The sequence below is a fragment of the Vibrio gallicus genome (assembly GCF_024346875.1).
Lineage (GTDB): Bacteria > Pseudomonadota > Gammaproteobacteria > Enterobacterales > Vibrionaceae > Vibrio > Vibrio gallicus.
Window position 1 is genome coordinate 1,397,027 of the sequence record NZ_AP024871.1, and the last position, 17,940, is coordinate 1,414,966.

Annotated in this window: 13 protein-coding genes; 9 read left to right on the top strand and 4 right to left on the bottom strand. The window is 43.9% G+C overall.

Annotated features, from left to right (window positions below; genetic code table 11):
• The first annotated feature begins 118 nt into the window (after positions 1 to 118).
• The 4 genes from OCU28_RS06440 (at position 119) to OCU28_RS06455 (ending at position 7,309) form a co-directional block, all read left to right on the top strand.
• Positions 119 to 1,171, top strand: a complete 1,053-nt coding sequence (locus tag OCU28_RS06440; RefSeq protein ID WP_261817452.1) for an efflux RND transporter periplasmic adaptor subunit — start codon at positions 119 to 121, stop codon at positions 1,169 to 1,171.
• Positions 1,168 to 4,245, top strand: a complete 3,078-nt coding sequence (locus OCU28_RS06445; protein WP_261815394.1) for an efflux RND transporter permease subunit — start codon at positions 1,168 to 1,170, stop codon at positions 4,243 to 4,245. The genes OCU28_RS06440 and OCU28_RS06445 overlap by 4 nt, the downstream gene beginning before the upstream one ends.
• 195 nt (positions 4,246 to 4,440) lie before the next feature.
• Positions 4,441 to 5,655: a serine/threonine transporter SstT gene (gene sstT / locus OCU28_RS06450; protein WP_261815395.1), complete on the top strand. Its 1,215-nt coding sequence runs from the start codon at positions 4,441 to 4,443 to the stop codon at positions 5,653 to 5,655.
• Positions 5,656 to 5,929: 274 nt separating this feature from the next.
• Positions 5,930 to 7,309, top strand: coding sequence for a peptide MFS transporter (locus OCU28_RS06455; protein WP_261815396.1), 1,380 nt, complete (start codon positions 5,930 to 5,932; stop codon positions 7,307 to 7,309).
• Positions 7,310 to 7,320: 11 nt separating this feature from the next.
• Here OCU28_RS06455 and OCU28_RS06460 read toward each other — a convergent pair whose 3' ends face one another.
• A complete protein-coding gene (locus OCU28_RS06460; protein WP_261815397.1) occupies positions 7,321 to 7,719 on the bottom strand; it encodes a GtrA family protein in 399 nt (132 codons plus the stop codon).
• A gap of 61 nt (positions 7,720 to 7,780) precedes the next feature.
• Here OCU28_RS06460 and OCU28_RS06465 point away from each other — a divergent pair, with 61 nt between their 5' ends.
• From OCU28_RS06465 to arfB, 5 genes are all read left to right on the top strand, one after another.
• Positions 7,781 to 8,671, top strand: a complete 891-nt coding sequence (locus OCU28_RS06465) for a 1-aminocyclopropane-1-carboxylate deaminase/D-cysteine desulfhydrase (protein ID WP_261815398.1) — start codon at positions 7,781 to 7,783, stop codon at positions 8,669 to 8,671.
• 319 nt (positions 8,672 to 8,990) lie between these two features.
• Entirely contained in the window at positions 8,991 to 10,223 is a 1,233-nt protein-coding gene (gene pepT, locus OCU28_RS06470; RefSeq protein ID WP_261815399.1) for a peptidase T, read from the top strand.
• Between the two features lie 378 nt (positions 10,224 to 10,601).
• Positions 10,602 to 11,042 (top strand): hypothetical protein, encoded by a 441-nt coding sequence (locus OCU28_RS06475; protein WP_261815400.1) that lies wholly within the window; start codon positions 10,602 to 10,604, stop codon positions 11,040 to 11,042.
• A gap of 147 nt (positions 11,043 to 11,189) precedes the next feature.
• Entirely contained in the window at positions 11,190 to 11,711 is a 522-nt protein-coding gene (locus OCU28_RS06480; protein WP_261815401.1) for a DUF4823 domain-containing protein, read from the top strand.
• 172 nt (positions 11,712 to 11,883) lie between these two features.
• Positions 11,884 to 12,294: an alternative ribosome rescue aminoacyl-tRNA hydrolase ArfB gene (gene arfB, locus OCU28_RS06485; RefSeq protein ID WP_261815402.1), complete on the top strand. Its 411-nt coding sequence runs from the start codon at positions 11,884 to 11,886 to the stop codon at positions 12,292 to 12,294.
• Positions 12,295 to 12,322: 28 nt separating this feature from the next.
• Here arfB and OCU28_RS06490 read toward each other — a convergent pair whose 3' ends face one another.
• The 3 genes from OCU28_RS06490 to OCU28_RS06500 all read right to left on the bottom strand — a co-directional run bounded on the left by OCU28_RS06490 (position 12,323) and on the right by OCU28_RS06500 (position 17,921).
• A complete protein-coding gene (locus OCU28_RS06490) occupies positions 12,323 to 12,727 on the bottom strand; it encodes a VF530 family protein (RefSeq protein ID WP_261815403.1) in 405 nt (134 codons plus the stop codon).
• A 139-nt stretch (positions 12,728 to 12,866) separates the two neighbouring features.
• Positions 12,867 to 15,086 carry a chondroitinase-B domain-containing protein gene (locus OCU28_RS06495; RefSeq protein WP_261815404.1) on the bottom strand — a complete coding sequence of 740 codons (2,220 nt, stop codon included), beginning with the start codon at positions 15,084 to 15,086 and terminating at the stop codon, positions 12,867 to 12,869.
• Between the two features lie 141 nt (positions 15,087 to 15,227).
• On the bottom strand, positions 15,228 to 17,921 hold the full coding sequence (locus OCU28_RS06500) for a polysaccharide lyase 6 family protein (protein ID WP_261815405.1): 2,694 nt from the start codon (positions 17,919 to 17,921) through the stop codon (positions 15,228 to 15,230).
• Positions 17,922 to 17,940: the final 19 nt, after the last annotated feature.

Below are 17,940 nucleotides of genomic sequence, written 5' to 3' on the forward strand. Positions count from 1 at the left end.
CAATAATTAACATAATCAAACTGGACAGTCTAGTTTGATTGGTTTTTACTCTGATATATGCATCAAGCACCTCAAGGAAGGTAACATGTCAGTGGTTCGCATTAGCACAATATTTATGATGACATTGGGGGTTTGTGCCTGCAACGATGCAACAACGACCCCTGACATTCCTAAGCCTCTACTCACCGTCGCCACTCATACCCTTACACTGAGTAAATCTTATGATGTTACCCGCGAATACGTAGGAACCGTTAAGGCGGGACAACAAGCAAAACTGGGATTTGAACTTGGTGGAAAGATCTCAAACTTAATGGCAGATGTGGGGCAAAACGTAGCTGCCGGTGCCCCTTTAATTACTTTAGACACCCAATTATTAGAAACTGAGGCCGCGCAGCTAAAAGCCCAGAAAAATGAGATCCGCGCCCACCTCAAGCTAGTTGCTGCTAACCTAAAGCGTCAAAACTCACTTAAAGCAAAAGGGTTTAGCGCTGAAGCAGAGATTGATGCATTAACTAGCCAACAGGGCGTTCTTCAAGCCAACGCATTGCGTTTAGATGCAAGCCTTAAAGCCAATCAACTGCGCATCGAAAAGTCGACAATAAAAGCGCCCTACTCAGGTACGATTAGTCAACGACTGGTTTCCTTAGGTGACGTTGTCGCTATGGGCACTCCTACTCTGGTGTTGCTTGAAAAAGATAATAAAGAAGCCTTTATTGGCATTCCTAGTGCGCAGTTAAGCGTAATACAGCAACTAAAAAAACCGCAGGTTCTCATTGGACACAACACATACCCTGTCACGCTGCTTAACCCTGGCGCACAAGTGGACCTCACTACTCGCAGCGTAGGACTGCGTTATCTATTACCCAACACCGCCAAGGTGCTCGATGGACAACTAGCATATCTAACCTACCCACAATCTATCCCAGAATCTGGGTTTTGGATCCCCAATAGCGCCTTAACCGATGGATTGCGCGGAGTATGGAACGTCTTTGTTATCAATAACCAGGAGCAGGTTGAACGACGTAGCGTGCAAGTTTTATATGCCGATGAGCAGCACGCCTTTGTGCAAGGTGCTATCAACTCAGGCGAACAGATCATCGCTAAGGGATTACATCGTGTGGTTCCGGGGCAACAGGTCGCCTTGCTTCAAGCTGCGGAGCAAGCCCAATGAAGATTGAAAGTGTGGTAGGCAACACCCGCCTTTTAATCCTCATCACTGCATTGATAATTGTCAGTGGACTATCGGCATTCACCACCTTACCTCAAGCCGAAGATCCGATAATAAGCAACCGCTTTGCCAATATAACCACTTCCCTCCCCGGCGCTAGCGCTGAGCGCGTCGAGTCTTTAATTACTGAGGTGGTGGAAAATAAACTTAGAGAGCTGAGTGAAGTTAAGCTGATTACCTCTAGCTCAAGACCGGGGGTATCGATTGTCACCCTAGAACTCAATGATAATATTACCGAGCCTGAACCTATATGGTCTAAAGCAAGAGACAAGCTCGCTGACCTTGCACCTCAACTACCAAATGGTGCCCAACCACCTGAACTAGATAGCGACCACACCTACGCCTTTACTTTGCTCACAGCCTTAACATGGCAAGGCGATACACATGCCGATATATTGACTCTAGGGCGCTATGCAAAAGAATTAGCTTCACGCCTGCGAGCCTTATCGGGTACCGAGTTTGTGGACGAGTATGGGATGCCTGAAGAGGAGATTCTGGTTAACCTAGATACCTCTAGTGCGGTCGCCTTAGGGCGCTCTAGCCAGAATATCGCTTTGGCAGTAGAAGGCGCTGATGCCAAAAATTCAGCTGGAGAGTTGGTTAATGGCTACTCGCGATTTGGCCTTGAAGTGGCATCGGATCTCGATTCTTTGGAACGCATTCGTCAGGTGCCGATCTCAATTGACCAACAAGGTCATAGGTTGCGTCTCGATGATATTGCAACCGTGGAACGAATAGCCAAACACCCTGCGCAACAAATGGCAATAATAAATGGTGAGCCGGGCGTGATTGTAGCTGCGCGCATGCTACCAACCCTTAGAGTTAGCAGTTGGACAATGCGCGCCGAACAGCTAATTAATCGTTATCAGAATGAATTGCCAAGCAATATCAAAGTCAATGTTCTATTCAATCAGCAACACTATACTCAATCACGCCTAGCGGATCTTAGTAAAAGCCTAATTCTCGGCTTTTGTATCATTCTCATCGTACTCCTAGTAACCCTTGGTATCCGTGCTGCAATTATGGTAGCAATCGCCCTGCCGTTGACCTCACTACTCACGCTATTGCTGATGAAGTTTACGGGTGTGCCTATCAACCAGATGTCGGTAACTGGCCTTATCGTGGCACTTGGTATCATGGTTGATAATGCCGTGGTCATGGTAGATACAATTCAGAGCTACCGCCTCAAAGGCATGCAAAAGCTAGAGTCCGCTATTAAAGCCGTTCGCCATTTATGGGTTCCTCTAGCCGGTTCAACCTTGACCACTATATTAGCCTTTGCCCCTATCTTTCTATCCCCAGGCGCGACTGGGGAGTTTGTTGGTGCCATCGCGATTACCGTCTCATTCTCTTTGGCTGGCTCTTACCTTATCTCACATACGGTTATTGCGGGGTTTTCAGCACATTTTCTTCCACGCCATACCAGTTCAAATGCATGGTATCAGACAGGTCTCTCTATACCCTGGTTAACCGAAGCCTTTTCATCCACCGTAAGAGCTGCAATCACTAGGCCAATATTGGCTATTTTGCTGGTGATGGTCGTCCCGATGACAGGCTTTTGGAGCGCGTCTCAATTAACCGAACAATTCTTTCCGCCATCAGATAGAGATATGTTCGAGATACGCGTATATATGCCTCCTCAATCTAGCATTTATGCGTCTCAGCAAACGGCGCTACAGATCGACCAATTACTGCGCGAATACCAAGGGGTTGAAAGAATAGATTGGCTAATTGGTTCTAATTTCCCCTCGTTTTACTACAACCTGACAGCAACCGACAATCGTGCTCCATACTTTGCACAGGCGATGGTAAAAACAGACCATTTCGCTAGTGCCAATCAGATAATCCCAAAACTGCAGCAGCAACTTAATCAAGCCATGCCAAACGCACAAATCTTAGTGCGTAGACTCGAGCAAGGACCTCCGTTTAACGCACCTATTGAACTTCGAGTCTATGGCGAAAATCTAGATCAACTGAAAACTATCGGTGAAGACGTACGTTTGATTATGGCAAATACTCGCTACGTCACCCATACCCGAGAAACCCTTCAATCAGGGACGCCTAAGGTTTGGTTGAAGGTTGATGAAGATACCGCACAGCTTAGCGGTATTACGCTCAGTCAATTTGCAGACCTATTGCAAGCGACATTAGTCGGACGTGAAAGTGGTTCTATTATCGAAGGCAGTGAATCTATTCCGGTGCGAGTTCGAGTCCAAGACAGTCAACGAGAAAACCTTGATCACCTTAGTAATCTAAGGCTACCGATTATCTCTGACACCTATACAACTGGGGTTAACATTTCAACCCTTGCCCAGTTGGAACTCACGCCTAGCCGTGGAGCCATTCCACGCCGGAACGGCTCACGAGTTAATACCATTGAGGGGTACATTCAAGCGGGTGTGTTACCCCAAACCGCGCTGGATGAGTTTCAGCTTGCCCTTAAATCCTATCAATTACCTAGCGGCTATCATATTGAATTTGGAGGAGAATCAGCGGAAAGAGATGAATCAGTTAACAGCTTAGTCGGCAATATGGCCATGGTTGTGGTGCTAATGATTCTGGTAGTGGTGGTCTCTTTTAATTCATTTCGTCTGAGCAATATCATCTTTGCAGTTGCCGGGCTGGCTTCGGGGTTGGGATTGCTATCAGTATGGCTATTTGGCTATCCATTTGGCTTTACCGTGATCATTGCCATGCTAGGTATCATCGGTTTAGCGATTAACGCTGCCATCGTGATTCTAGCCGAGCTAAAAGCCAATCCGCTGGCAATGCAAGGTAATAAAGATGCCATCCTTGAATCCGTAATGAGTTGTACTCGGCATATCACCTCAACCACGATTACCACTGTGGGTGGGTTTGTGCCGCTCATCGTCGCAGGTGGCGGATTTTGGCCGCCATTCGCGGTTGCAATTGCAGGAGGGACAACCCTCACAACCTTAATCTCATTTTACTTTGTACCGGCTGCCTTTTGCATATTAATGAGACCACGCAACCAACAGAATATAGCCAGTAAATAAGGTGTTTATCCGATGGCCTGCCTCGATAGCACCATCAAATGCTAGGTATTAGAGCGGTTTTATGCATCATCCGCAGATTAGCTATAGACATTCTCGCTGAGAATCGTAATCTAACAGCGTGACACAACACACATTAAACTTCTAATACGAACAACGAGAACACCATAACGATTCTCGAATTCATGGACAGACAACATGCAAAATACATTTCTTGCTCGCTTGACTAGGGGTAACCTAGTCATGCAAATCCTTATCGGTATCCTAGCTGGTGCCGTACTTGCCACTTTCGCTCCGTCAGCGGCAATTAAAGTTGGCCTACTTGGTGGCCTTTTTGTTGGTGCGTTAAAAGCTGTAGCTCCTATTTTGGTCTTCATTCTTGTCGCAGCCTCTATTGCCAACCAGAAAAAAAACCAACACACATACATGCGCCCAATTGTGGTTCTTTATTTAGTTGGTACTTTTTTAGCTGCTCTAACCGCCGTTGGTTTAAGCTTTCTATTCCCAACCACATTAACCCTTGTTGAAAGTGCAACACCGCCTCAAGGCATCACTGAGGTTTTACATACCCTACTATTTAAGGTTGTTGATAATCCAGTTAACGCCCTAATGACAGGTAACTATATTGGTATCCTAGCATGGGGTATCGGACTTGGTTTGGCCCTTCACCACGCATCAGCAACAACCAAAGCGATGTTTGAAGACCTTAGCCACGGCGTATCAACTATCGTTCGCTTTATTATCCGTCTAGCTCCATTTGGTATCTTCGGTTTAGTAGCATCTACATTTGCAACAACCGGTTTTGAAGCACTATTTGGTTATGCCAACTTACTGTTCGTACTGCTAAGCGCAATGCTTATCATCGCCTTGGTGGTAAACCCTATTATTGTGTATTACAAAACTCGACAAAATCCTTACCCATTGGTACTGCAATGCTTACGTGAAAGTGGCGTAACGGCATTCTTCACCCGTTCTAGTGCGGCTAACATTCCAGTAAATATGGCATTATGTGAGAAGCTAAAACTAGACGAAGATACCTACTCTGTATCGATTCCGCTTGGGGCAACTGTAAATATGGGTGGTGCGGCTATCACTATTACTGTGCTTACTCTTGCTGCTGTACATACCCTAGGTATTCAGGTTGATTTCTTAACCGCTGTTCTACTAAGTGTAGTAGCGGCAGTATCAGCATGTGGCGCCTCTGGTGTTGCTGGCGGCTCTCTGCTTCTTATTCCTCTAGCATGTAGCCTATTTGGTATTCCAAACGAAGTTGCGATGCAAGTGGTTGGTGTTGGTTTCATTATCGGGGTGCTCCAAGATTCTGCAGAAACTGCGCTAAACAGCTCAACTGACGTGGTATTTACCGCTGCAGTTTGTCGCTCAGAACACGCTAAACAGCTAGATAACGCATAACATCATTATTTAGTCAGACCTAAATCCCGAAATTTATCAGCATAGATTTCGGGATTTTTCTCTTTTATTGCTCACAAAATACCCACTTCAAATCTGAAATGTTAGTTTCCAGTGTGCGATATTGTAGTTACTAAACCCTATTCATACCCTACATAACAAGGACTTAACTGCGTCAACCCTTCCTATTAGGTTATTTTCTGTCAATTGATAACCATGCACTTAAACGGTATATCTATTCTCAATTCTAATAAATATATCGAATACAAACACAACTATGACAAATCAAAAAACAATTCTAGGACACCCTCGCGGTCTGTTCTTACTTTTTAGCACTGAGCTATGGGAGCGTTTCTCTTATTACGCAATGCGCGCTATCTTGGTGTTATACCTTACAGATACCACTATTAATGGCGGTCTTGGATGGAGTACCAAAGACGCTCTAGACCTTTACGGTATCTATACCGGTTTAGTTTATGTAACCCCAATTATTGGTGGCTGGATTGCAGATAACTACCTAGGTCAACGCAAGTCAGTAATTATTGGTGGCGTATTAATGGCCATCGGTCAGTTCTCTCTCGCACTACCAAATGGTTCATTTGGCATTGACGTACACAGCTCTTTTTACTTTGGGCTTAGCTTGCTTATTTTAGGTAACGGTCTATTTAAACCTAACGTTTCAACCATGGTTGGCGACTTATATGAAGAAGGAGACAACCGTCGCGACGGTGCGTTCACTATCTTCTATATGGGTATCAACTTAGGTGCTTTACTTGCGGGTATCGTAGCAGGCAGTGTTTCTGACTCTTTTGGATGGAATGCAGGGTTCCTAACCGCAGGTATTGGTATGGTTTTAAGTATCATACTGCAACTGACCTTAGGCAAAGCTTGGTTGGGTAATGTTGGGGTTGAACCAGCTGCTAAACGCGACCTACGCACTAAAGCAAAAACAAAGGCACCATTAACTGCACAAGAGATTGATCGCCTTAAAGTAATCATGATTATGGGTCTATTTGTGGTTATCTTCTGGGCTGGCTTCGAGCAAGCTGGTGGCCTAATGAACATCTACACTCAAGATTACACTAACCGTATGATTGGAAGCTTCGAGGTTCCTTCCGCGTGGTTCCAGTCTTTAAACCCATTCTTTATCATGCTGCTAGCACCACTACTGGCGGCAATTTGGGTGAAACTTGGGCCTAAAGAGCCAACCTCACCAGTAAAATTTGCCTTTGGTTTATTCTTCCTCGCGGTCGGATTCCTATTTATGGTCGGTGCAGTATTGGAACAAGGTGGTGATATGACAGTTAAAACCTCTATGTTCTGGCTAGTTGGCGCGTATCTGTTCCATACCCTTGGTGAGCTTTGCCTATCTCCAATCGGTCTTTCATTGGTAACCAAGCTTGCTCCTCTTCGCTTAGCTTCATTGCTAATGGGCGCATGGTTTGGTTTTAATGCCATTGCAAATTACGTCGCAGGGCTAATTGGCTCTCACGTTGGAGAGCTTGGCGCTATGCCTATCTTCGGTGGGATTGCAGTTGCCGCCGCAATTTCAGGGCTTATCTTACTGCTCTTGTCTAACAAACTTGTACACTGGATGCACGGCGCAGAAGCCAAAGCAACGCCAGTACAACAGGCTGCAGAAACGCAAGTCGCATAATCGTATATCCCCTAGCCTTGCGCTGGGGGATCTTTTTTAAACACCCATAACGTATTGAGCAAATAATTGCTACACAGCCCTGCTAATACCCCCATCACAAACGCCAATAAATGTGTCACGACACTTTCTCCTAGGTAGCTCAACACCAAATGAAATATGCCAATATTAGGTATCACTGACGCAGTTGCAGAAACGGCAAAGCGTTTTAGTTGTGGCCAAATTGGTGATTTATTGCCAAAGGTGTAGATTCGATTTCCCAGCCAAGTGACACATACAGCCACCGAAAACGCAGTAACTCGTGACAACAGGGTCGGCATCTGTATCCAATATATACATAGAGCAAATACTGTAATATCCACCACAAAGCCAACTACACCAACAACTGCAAATCGTAGAAATTGATATTTCACCCTTTGCATCTCCCTACTTTACGCACTACTATGTGCCGGCTTACCTATATCTGTGACCGTTATGAAACTCGAATCCAGTCCAATTACCCAGCATGATTTCCAAAACTTCACCTTCTATTTAAAGCGTGATGATCAATTACATCAACATTTTTCTGGAAATAAAGCACGTAAATTCATGCAGTTATTAAAGAATCCTCCACAAGGCATTGATACCATTATAGGTACCGGCTCTATTCAGGCTAATTCTTTGTACTCTCTAGCTGCATTGTGTCGCATAAAAAAATGGAAACTGGAGTTCTACACCCATAATATTCCCGATTGGCTAAAACAAAAACCAACTGGAAATTATCGCGGGGCACTTGAATTAGGCGCACAAATCATCGAATGCAAAGATATTCATCCACAGTATTACATAGAGAATGTTCGCCAACCCCAAGCCAACTGTCTGGTTGTACCCGAAGGCGGTCGCTCTCAGTTGGCAGAATCTGGCATTAAGGGATTAGCACAAGAGATTATTAGTTGGTCGCGCTTTAGAGCTAATAAGCAGTTTGTGCTCGCCCTACCATCAGGTACAGGTACAACTGCGCTATACCTTCACAAATACCTTAAACGACACAACATTCCCGTTATCACCTGTGCTTGTGTTGGCGGAAACGCCTACCTAAAAAAACAGTGGCAAGAACTTGGCGAAGCCGATACCCCCACCATTTTACAATCACAATACAAGCATCATTTTGGCAAGCTCTACAAAAATGAATACGTACTTTGGCAAGCGCTGCTTAAGCAAACTATGGTCGAATTTGACCTGTTATATGACCCATATATGTGGCAATGCTTATTACCATGGATAAAAAACAATCCAAACAAGGAGCTAATCTATTTGCATCAAGGTGGGCTGCTTGGAAACGAGACCATGCAACCTCGTTATCAACGCAAATTCGACGCTAGTTAGAGATATGATGACGCGCTACTACGAATGTTTTGCGTAAAGTAAGCGGTTAGTGAACTACTCAGCGACAGCAGAGCTGATCACTGGCTTTTCTCGCCCAAAACGCTATAAATCAACTAATTACAACGAAACTGCCGGCAATCAAGAGTAAAGGCTAATATCGGCAAGCCGAAACCCTGAGCTCAATCACACTAGCGTTACCAAAATTCACCGCGCAGCAATAGCCCAAATTTTAATGCACAAAAAAATGATTGATCGCATTTCATTTGCCTCTACATCCAGTAATACTGCGCGTACGTCATACAAAATAAGTGAGTAATAGATGGATAACCTAGTATCGCGCTTTCTGCGCTACGTGAGCTTTGAGACTCAATCAGATTCAGCGCATTCACAGTGCCCAAGTACTGAAGGGCAACGCGTACTCGCGCAGCAACTTGAAAAAGAACTTATCGAACTTGAGCTGTCGGACGTAGTACTTGATCAAAATAGTTACCTAACCGCTCGCCTACCTGCAAACATTGAGCAAGACGTACCCGCTATCGGTTTTGTCGCACATATGGACACCGCTCCTGACGCGTCAGGTAAAGATGTAAAGCCGCAGATCATAGAGAATTACCAAGGTGGCGAAATCGTACTTGGTAACAGCGGCGAAGTATTATCACCACAGCAATATCCAGATTTAAACACAGTTATCGGTCAGAGCCTTATTACTACCGATGGTACAACCTTACTAGGTGGCGACAATAAGGCTGGTATTGCAGAAATCATCACCGCGATTGCCTATTTAAAGGCCAATCCTCAGATAAAACATGGCGATATCTGCATTGGTTTTACACCAGATGAAGAAATTGGTCGCGGTGCAAATCTGTTTGATGTACAGAGATTTGGAGCAAAGTGGGCATACACCATTGATGGCGGCCCAGTTGGTGAACTTGAATATGAAAATTTCAATGCGACTTCAGCCGATGTGATCTGTCACGGTGTCAACGTACACCCTGGCACTGCCAAGGGTAAAATGATCAATTCAATGAACATCGCAGCGCAATTTCAGTTGATGATGCCAGAAAGCGAAACCCCACAGTCTACGCAGGGCTATGAAGGCTTCTATCACCTCAAATCCATGAAACCGTCTGTCGCGCGTACCGAGCTTGGGTATATCATTCGCGATTTTGATCGCGATAACCTTGAGCGCCGCAAAGCGTTTATGCAGACTCAAGTTGATGCCTTAAACAGCAAGCTAGAGAAAGGTCACGTTGAACTGATACTCACCGATGCCTATTACAATATGCGTGAAATGGTTGAGCCTCACCCACATATTATTGAGCTGGCTAAACAAGCCATGATTGCATGTGATGTAGAGCCAGAAATCAAGCCAATCCGTGGCGGCACTGATGGTGCTCGCCTTTCATTTAAAGGGCTACCTTGCCCTAACATATTCACGGGTGGCTACAATTTCCATGGCATCCATGAATTCGCTAGCATAGATGGCATGCAGCAAGCCGTTAACGTGATAGTGAAGATCGCACAGCTTAATGCAAGCAACGTGGATTCATAAGCGACCAGCCGCAATTAAAACCACACTCAGCACCTAGCTTTTGCTAGGTGCTTTTTTTATTTCGTAATCCCCATTAAAGCGACAAAATAGTGGTTTAGCCTGCCTGTAAACTGACCGCACTAGTTTGTATAGATCAAAAAACGAGCACCCCACATGCATCATGTTGCGTGAATAATAATCCGTTTTATTTATCCCGCCTCAATATAGTGTGAAGCGTCTCAAATATTTCTAAACCAAATCACTTTTTATTCAAAAATGGCGCGGCATGGTAAGAAAGCCATTTCTGATTTACATATAATGAGCCTATACACAGCAGTATCTCTTCAAGGAATGGGCGGTCTGTTGCTTGTTTCAAAAAATTCAAACAGGTGGCTAATTATGTATTCGGTAAATCTTTGTCCTAGTGACCACAACGCAGCTCTATCGCCTGCATTAAAAACAAATCTGGTAGAGACTCTACAAGATTATTTCAACGAACATGAAGTCTCGTTTTGGGAATCCAATCTTCTGACTCAAAGCGGAAAGTTAAGAGCAAACAAAGAATTTGTATGCCCACATTGCGCCCAATTGCACACGATGCAAACGGAAGACTTAATGCAATTTAATCGCAAACTTGCCGCGAAAACTGCCGATCAAGTCACAATTGAAATGCCATGTTGCCACCATATTTCTAGCCTCGCAGAAATGGGGTTTCAAGAAACGGTATTCTCCAACTGGGGTATTAACATCAAGGCGCACAATCGCGCGATTGTGGAAGAATTTCTTCATCACAAAACAACGCCCGTGCCGCTGACCATTGTCGAACAAACTCACGCATAACCAGTTAAAACCCAAGCAAACGCTTGGGTTTTTTATTGCATAAAATGATAAATGTCATAGCCATTGTCGCAAATCGAGCCGGAGATGTTGCATGTAAAATGTGCAATAGATTAAGCTGAATAGTACATAGGATTTAGTGGCAGAGAAATGAAAAAATTATTATTAGTCGTCAGTTTAGCGACATTATTTGGTTGCGCTGACTCGCATAACTTAAATGTGAATAGCACGACCAATACCCCCAAAATCAAAGCCAGCGATTCAGTCTATATCGCACTCTCTAAAGATGGCTCTTATGGAAAACGTCACTATACTGGCTCTGGAATGATGCTAAGCCAAGTCATTAATAGTCGATTAATGGTTAGACTTAATAATGTTGAGATGGCAACTCAGGTTCAGTCGTACTCTGATGCCATAGCCTCAGCTAAAGAGGGAGGCTACAACTATTTAGTTTACCCGACCATTTTACACTGGGAAGATCGCGCTACAGAGTGGTCTGGAATACCCGATAAGGTCTCGGTAAAGGTGTCTGTGATTAACACTCATAATGAAAGTGATATCAAATCAGCAGTGATAGAGGGTACCAGTGGCCTGATGACCTTCGGCGGTGACCATCCTCAGGACCTATTACCTGAACCGATTGAAGCCTTTGCTAAGCAATTATTTGAGTAGTACACACCGTAAAGGGCAATATTCGATTTGCCCTTCACTTCCCGAATATAGCAAACCATCACATCTAAGCCTACCGTACCCAGTGGCATGGTAAATAAGTTGTTCCACTTCCGGCTAGATAAATAGTTCTAATCCAAGTACCCTACCCAATCATGAACCAATAAGCCCAAACATGCTCAGAATCTCAAACACCGTAATCCTAGCTGACTGGGAAATTGAAATGACAGCGATTCGTGCCATGGGTGCGGGTGGTCAAAATGTAAATAAAACCAGTAGCGCTATACATTTACGGTTTGATATTAATCGTTCTTCGCTGCCATCGGTCTATAAAGAGCGACTACTTGCCCTTTCTGACACTCGGATTAGTAGTGACGGGGTATTTATCATCAAAGCCCAAAGCTTTCGTACTCAAGAGCAGAATCGGCAAGATGCGCTCAATCGCTTACTCGAGTTTATTAAGCAAGCCACTGTAGTACAAAAGAAACGCAGAGCAACCAAGCCAACCAAGGCCTCTCAAAGACGCCGGATCGACGCTAAGAAGCGTAAAGGGCAAACCAAATCAATGCGAGGCAAGGTTGTATAAGCTCTCTAGAACTTAGGTTATAGGGAACTTATTTACGAGAACGGCGCTCTTGGGCCTTTTTAGCTTTAAATGCCGATGCCGCTTTTGCTTGAGAGGCCAAAATAGAGTCTATGGTCAATACCATAGGTTCTTTAGGTTCTATGCCATTAGCAAAGGTTCGCATTCTTGGCGGCATCTCTTTTTCTTCTTCTGTAGGGCGCGGCATACGCTTGAAACGAGACAGATAAAATGCTTCTAGCTTCTCTCTTGCCCATTCACTTTTACGTAAATACTTAACGCTACTCGCAATAGATGGGTTAGTGTGAAAACAGTTGAAACGCATTGCAGTATCCAGAATATCCCAACCATAATGGTCGACAAGTTCTTTCACCATATCTTCCAACTTCAAGCCGTGTAGTGGGTTGTTTTGTAGCTCTTCTCTGTTAATGCTCATTATTGCGCTTACTTTTGTTGATTTAAGCGGAGTATAGCAACGACTTTGCGCAAGATGTTAGCAAAATATCGCCATATTCCAATTTATTATACCCATAAAAAAGGCGCCTCAAATGAGACGCCAGCGATTATATTCCTGCTTAGTTATTTGCTTGGTCAGTACGGGTTGCAACGCGCACTTCATCAAAGTAACCAGTTAGATCATCAGGTGCTTTAGCATTGTAAGACAGAGCGAAGTGGTCTAAACGAACCTCGAACTTATTACTACCATAATAGCTATTCGCTTTAACCTCTTCTGGGGTTGCATTTTGATCAACCACCATCTGAGCAAAGATCTCTACGCTATCATTATCTCCTGTGTTAAACGTCGTACTTACTTTCTTAAAGCAGTCTTTGTTTGTGCCTTTTTCTGCATTTCCAAGGTCTTTATTATGAGTATATTGACTCGATATCAACGCACCTTGTAATGATTTCGCTCCAAACTCCACACCCGCCAACGAATTATTGCCCATTTTGTCGCAATAGTAGAATGAGTAAGTCATATCCGTATTTTGCGGAAGACCACTAATTACCTGGCTCGCACCAGGGGTTGCGGTGAAATCATTAGCATCTTCGTCATTTTTAAAGCGGAAACGTATAGAGCCCTCTCCACTAAATGCACTATCACTTGAACTGTCTACATCCCCAAGTCCTTTCGCGCTATTCTCATGGGTTGTCCAATTATCTAGTTTTTTATCAGTAAAGTCTGGGTTTGCAATATTAGCTGTAGCTGTGATTGTTTCAGGGATATTCAAAGATACGATCACACTATCCTTGTCTCCTGAATCAAATGGAACACGCACCCATTTATACTCATCACCTGATACCTCACCCTTGGCACTTTCTATACCATTAATCATCAGCTCATAATTACCCTTAACAAAGGCACTCAGTTCGTAATGATGGTGTGGAAGTATCGCCACTTGTTGGTTCAGCGAACCGTGGTTATCAAGTACTAAGGTTTGGCCAGAGAACGCATCCTGACCTGTCACGGTATAATAACCACCAGTTCCGTGCCAATCATTCAACCAATTTTCAAAGTTACTGTTTTTAATCGGAGCTGTTACAACGATAGGCTCAGGCTTGGTCAACTTATAATTAACTGGACCAACATCTGCATAGGTTAATGGCTTAATCGTGCGTGAAGCTGGGTTTACTTCATCAGCACCGATAGACGTCATTTCGCTTCGTTTCTGACCATCCATGTCATACATAGGTGTCTTTGGATTACTCGTATGCGCCGTCGCATCTAAGCTTGGAGAATCAACTGATGGACGATATAGGTTATCATCTCCACCACGTTGTAGCTCAGCTGAATAAAATTCAAACCCTGACTCATTTTGAGTGATAGCTGAACTGTCCGCAACGCTTTGACCAGATACGATGTTACCTACAATCTCTGAGTCGGTTGGCACTCCGCGCTTAGAGCTTGTAAATACTGGGCCAATAGCGTGGTCAACAATATTATTTTCTATATAAACATGGCGAGGTTGTGTTTTCTTACCTCCCCCATCTAGGTTAAGGCTGTTTACACTATCAACAATGGTATTGTGCTCAACATGTACATCTTCAACTTGTTGATAGCCATTGCCACCATCACCAGAACCATCAGATCCAAGTAACACGATACCGCCGTGGTGAGTCGTATTTAGATAACGCACACCGTCAATATAGTTATTACTAACATCATGTCCGTTATCCACAATGCGTATACCACCCGCCAATGGGTAACCGTCCCCTAAAATAAAGTTATTTTGAATTTTGCTACCATGGCCATGACGGTTAGTCAGTGAACCGTTACTGTTGCGAATGGTGTTAAAACTAATGGTATTTTCACTGGCTTTGTTTGAGATGACTTCAGCTTCACCCTGAATATTTTCAAACAGGTTACCCACCACAAAAGAATGGCTTGGGATCTCATGGGTTTCACTCAAACCAGTACGGATAGCTTCATAATCGTTATCTTTTGCCCCTGCATAAATTTTACCATCTGCGGGAACGCGGTTAGCGATATAGTTTTTATACACAACTATGTTGTTTGCTAAATTATTAGTGCCATCGTCGTTAATCAGACCTTTTTCTCGAACTAGAGAAATCATCGGGTTCTTAATGGTTTTACCGCTGATGATGCTATGGTCTAACCAAGTGCCGTCGCCATAGATCTTAAATAAATATCCGTATTCATTTTGACCCTCTGCATTTAATACTGACACTTCTGTAATACGACAGTCTTGGCAGTAATCTCCACTTAGGCGAGTATTTATTAATGCGCTATCATATAGATTAAAATATTCAAATCTGAAGCACTTCCCTATTTTCATGTATATAAATAGTACTTTCACTCTATATTTTATTTAGGCCTATAAAAAAAGCTGCCTTTAAATTAAACATGGAACAAATCCAGTTTAAAAGGCAGCTTTTTGATTATGGGTATATAAATATACCCATTTTATGTGTTTGTATTATTGGTCGTTACGCGTTACTAGGCGGATTTCATCGAAGTAGCCCATTAAATCATCAGAAGGCTCACCTTGATAAGATAGAGAGAACGCATCCAAACGCACTTCTAGCTCATTGCTCGTAAACTGACTGTTGGCATAAATTTCTTCGTCTGTCATGGTGTTATCGATATCGATTGCCATGTTAGCAAAGACCTCTACGCTATCATTTGATCCAGTATTGAATGTGGTTGATACCTTCTTAAAGCAGGTCTTACTGCTACCTTGAGGCGCATCACCTAAATCTTTAACATGAGCGTACTGCCCTTTGATAACCTCACCGTGTGAATCTTTAATACCAAAGTACAGGGTTGATAACGACTCATCTTTTTTATTGTCACAATAATAGAGTGAGTAACTTACGTCAGTATTGTGGGGTAAACCACTTACTACTTGGCTAACGCCTGGCTGCGAGTCAAAATGATGCTCCGTTACATCCTTCCTAAAGCGAATTCGCGCAGAGCCGCCATCTCCAAATGCCGTATCACCTGAGCTGCCTACGTCTCCATAGCCTGCATTACTGTTTTCTTGTGTTACCCATACATCGCTACTGCCGCCATTATTACGGAAATCAACAAAGTTAGGATCTTGCAGAGCCAGTAGCATAGTAACCTCGGTTGGGATACCTAGGGTAATATTGGCTGTAGTAGATACGCCTGAGTTAAATGGAATGCGAACCCATTGATACTCTTCACTTGAGACTACATCCTGAAGTTGAGCAAGTCCGTCTATAGATAAACGATAACCCCCTTTTACAAAGGCACTTAGCTCGTAATTATGATTTGGGAGTAAACCTACTGACTGAGACAGGTATCCATTTTCACTAATCAAAGCGCTGCCGGTATGTGCGAAAGCATCATCACCAGTCACTTTCTCTGAGCCAAATCCAGACCAAGCATCTAAACCGTTAGCAAAATCAAAGTTTTCTATTTGTGCCACAACCACTGTTGGTTCTGGTTTTGCAATACGGTAGTGAGTAGGGCCCACATCGGCAAAATCTAATGGTCGGTACTGGCGGTCGTCAGTAAGGTTATTGTCATCTGCGCCAACCAGTGTAGTATCAGAGCGCTGCTGGCCGTCCATATCAATAGTTACTTTAGAGAAATCACCTCGAGCATACTCTACTGCATCAATATTTGGTGTATTACTTGAGATGCGGTATAAACCATCTTCACTATGGCGTTTTAGTTCAGCTGCGCTAAATTCAAAACCAGACTCGCTAGCGGTAATGCCGCTACTATCAGATACAGACTGACCAGAAACGATGTTTCCTGCAATATTTGAGTTGGTAGGAACGCCACGATCTGAACTGGTAAAGATTGGACCGATGGCCTTATCTACTAGGTTATTTGCCATATAGACGCTGTCAGGCTGGGTCTTTTTACCACCGCCATCAAGGTTCAAACTATTTACACTATCAACAATGGTGTTGTGTGCTAGGTGAACGTTTTCTACTTGTTGGTATCCGTTATCTGAATCACCAGAGCCATCTGAACCTAACAGTACGATGCCACCGTGGTGGGTCGTGCTTAGATAACGCGCGCCTTCAATATAGTTGTTGGTCACTTCATGATCGCCATCAACGATGCGAATACCACCAGCAAACGGATGACCATCGCCGAAGATAAAGTTATTGTTTATCTTAGCTTGACCACCATGGCGAGTTGTCAAAGAGCCGTAACTATGACGTATAGTATTGTGGCTAATAACATTATTTGTACCCTTGTTTGAAATAACCTCAGCTTCACCTTGGATATTCTCAAATAAGTTACCAACAATGAACGAATCCCCTGGGTAGTGGTGAGTGTCACTCAAGCCAGTACGAATTGCTTCATAATCATTATCACTAGAGTCTGCATAGAGTTTTCCATCCGTTGGTGGACGGTTGGCAATATAGTTTTTATATACCACAACATCGCGGGCTAACTCATTGAGTTTTGTTTCTTCATCCCAGCTTGAGTCTACCCAACGGTTAAACGAGACCATAGGGTTTTTAACGTTCTTGCCACTTAGAATGCTGTGATCTAACCAAATGCCCTGTCCGTAGATGTGCACAAGGATACCTGAAATGCCACTTGGCTTTGCATCAACCACGGAGATCTCAGTAATACGGCAATCAGTACATAGATTGTGGGTGCCATGGCGAGTTTCAATTAGGCTACTGCTGTATGTTACATCATTAAATACAAAGCCTTGTACCTGTACATGGCTACCGGCCATAGCAACCTTAGAGTCGCCTCCCGTTATAATCGCCTTACCTGGATGCTCTGCTGCAACCTTAATTGGTGCTTGTGCCGTACCTTGTCCACCGAACTTCACATACAGACCGTCATCATATTCACCGTCTGCAAGACATAGCGTGGTACCTGGAGCCATTTCCGTTGATACCGCTTTTTGAAGGTCACTAGTAGAATCAAACACCTCGCTACACACAACCTCAGGAACCTCGATCACTGCCTCTGGAATACCAGAAGAATAAAAGGTCAGATCCTCAGAAATTGGCGGCAAAGGTGTTTCAGACTCGGGGCTATCAGGGTCAGCTGGAATACTCGAATCTGGGTTATCTGGAATATCTGATGGTGAGTTATTGCTATCTTTTCCATCGTTACACCCAACAAGTGCTAGGCCGATTAAGATAGCAAGAATGTGTTTGCTCATATTGCTTCTCCTGTAGTTA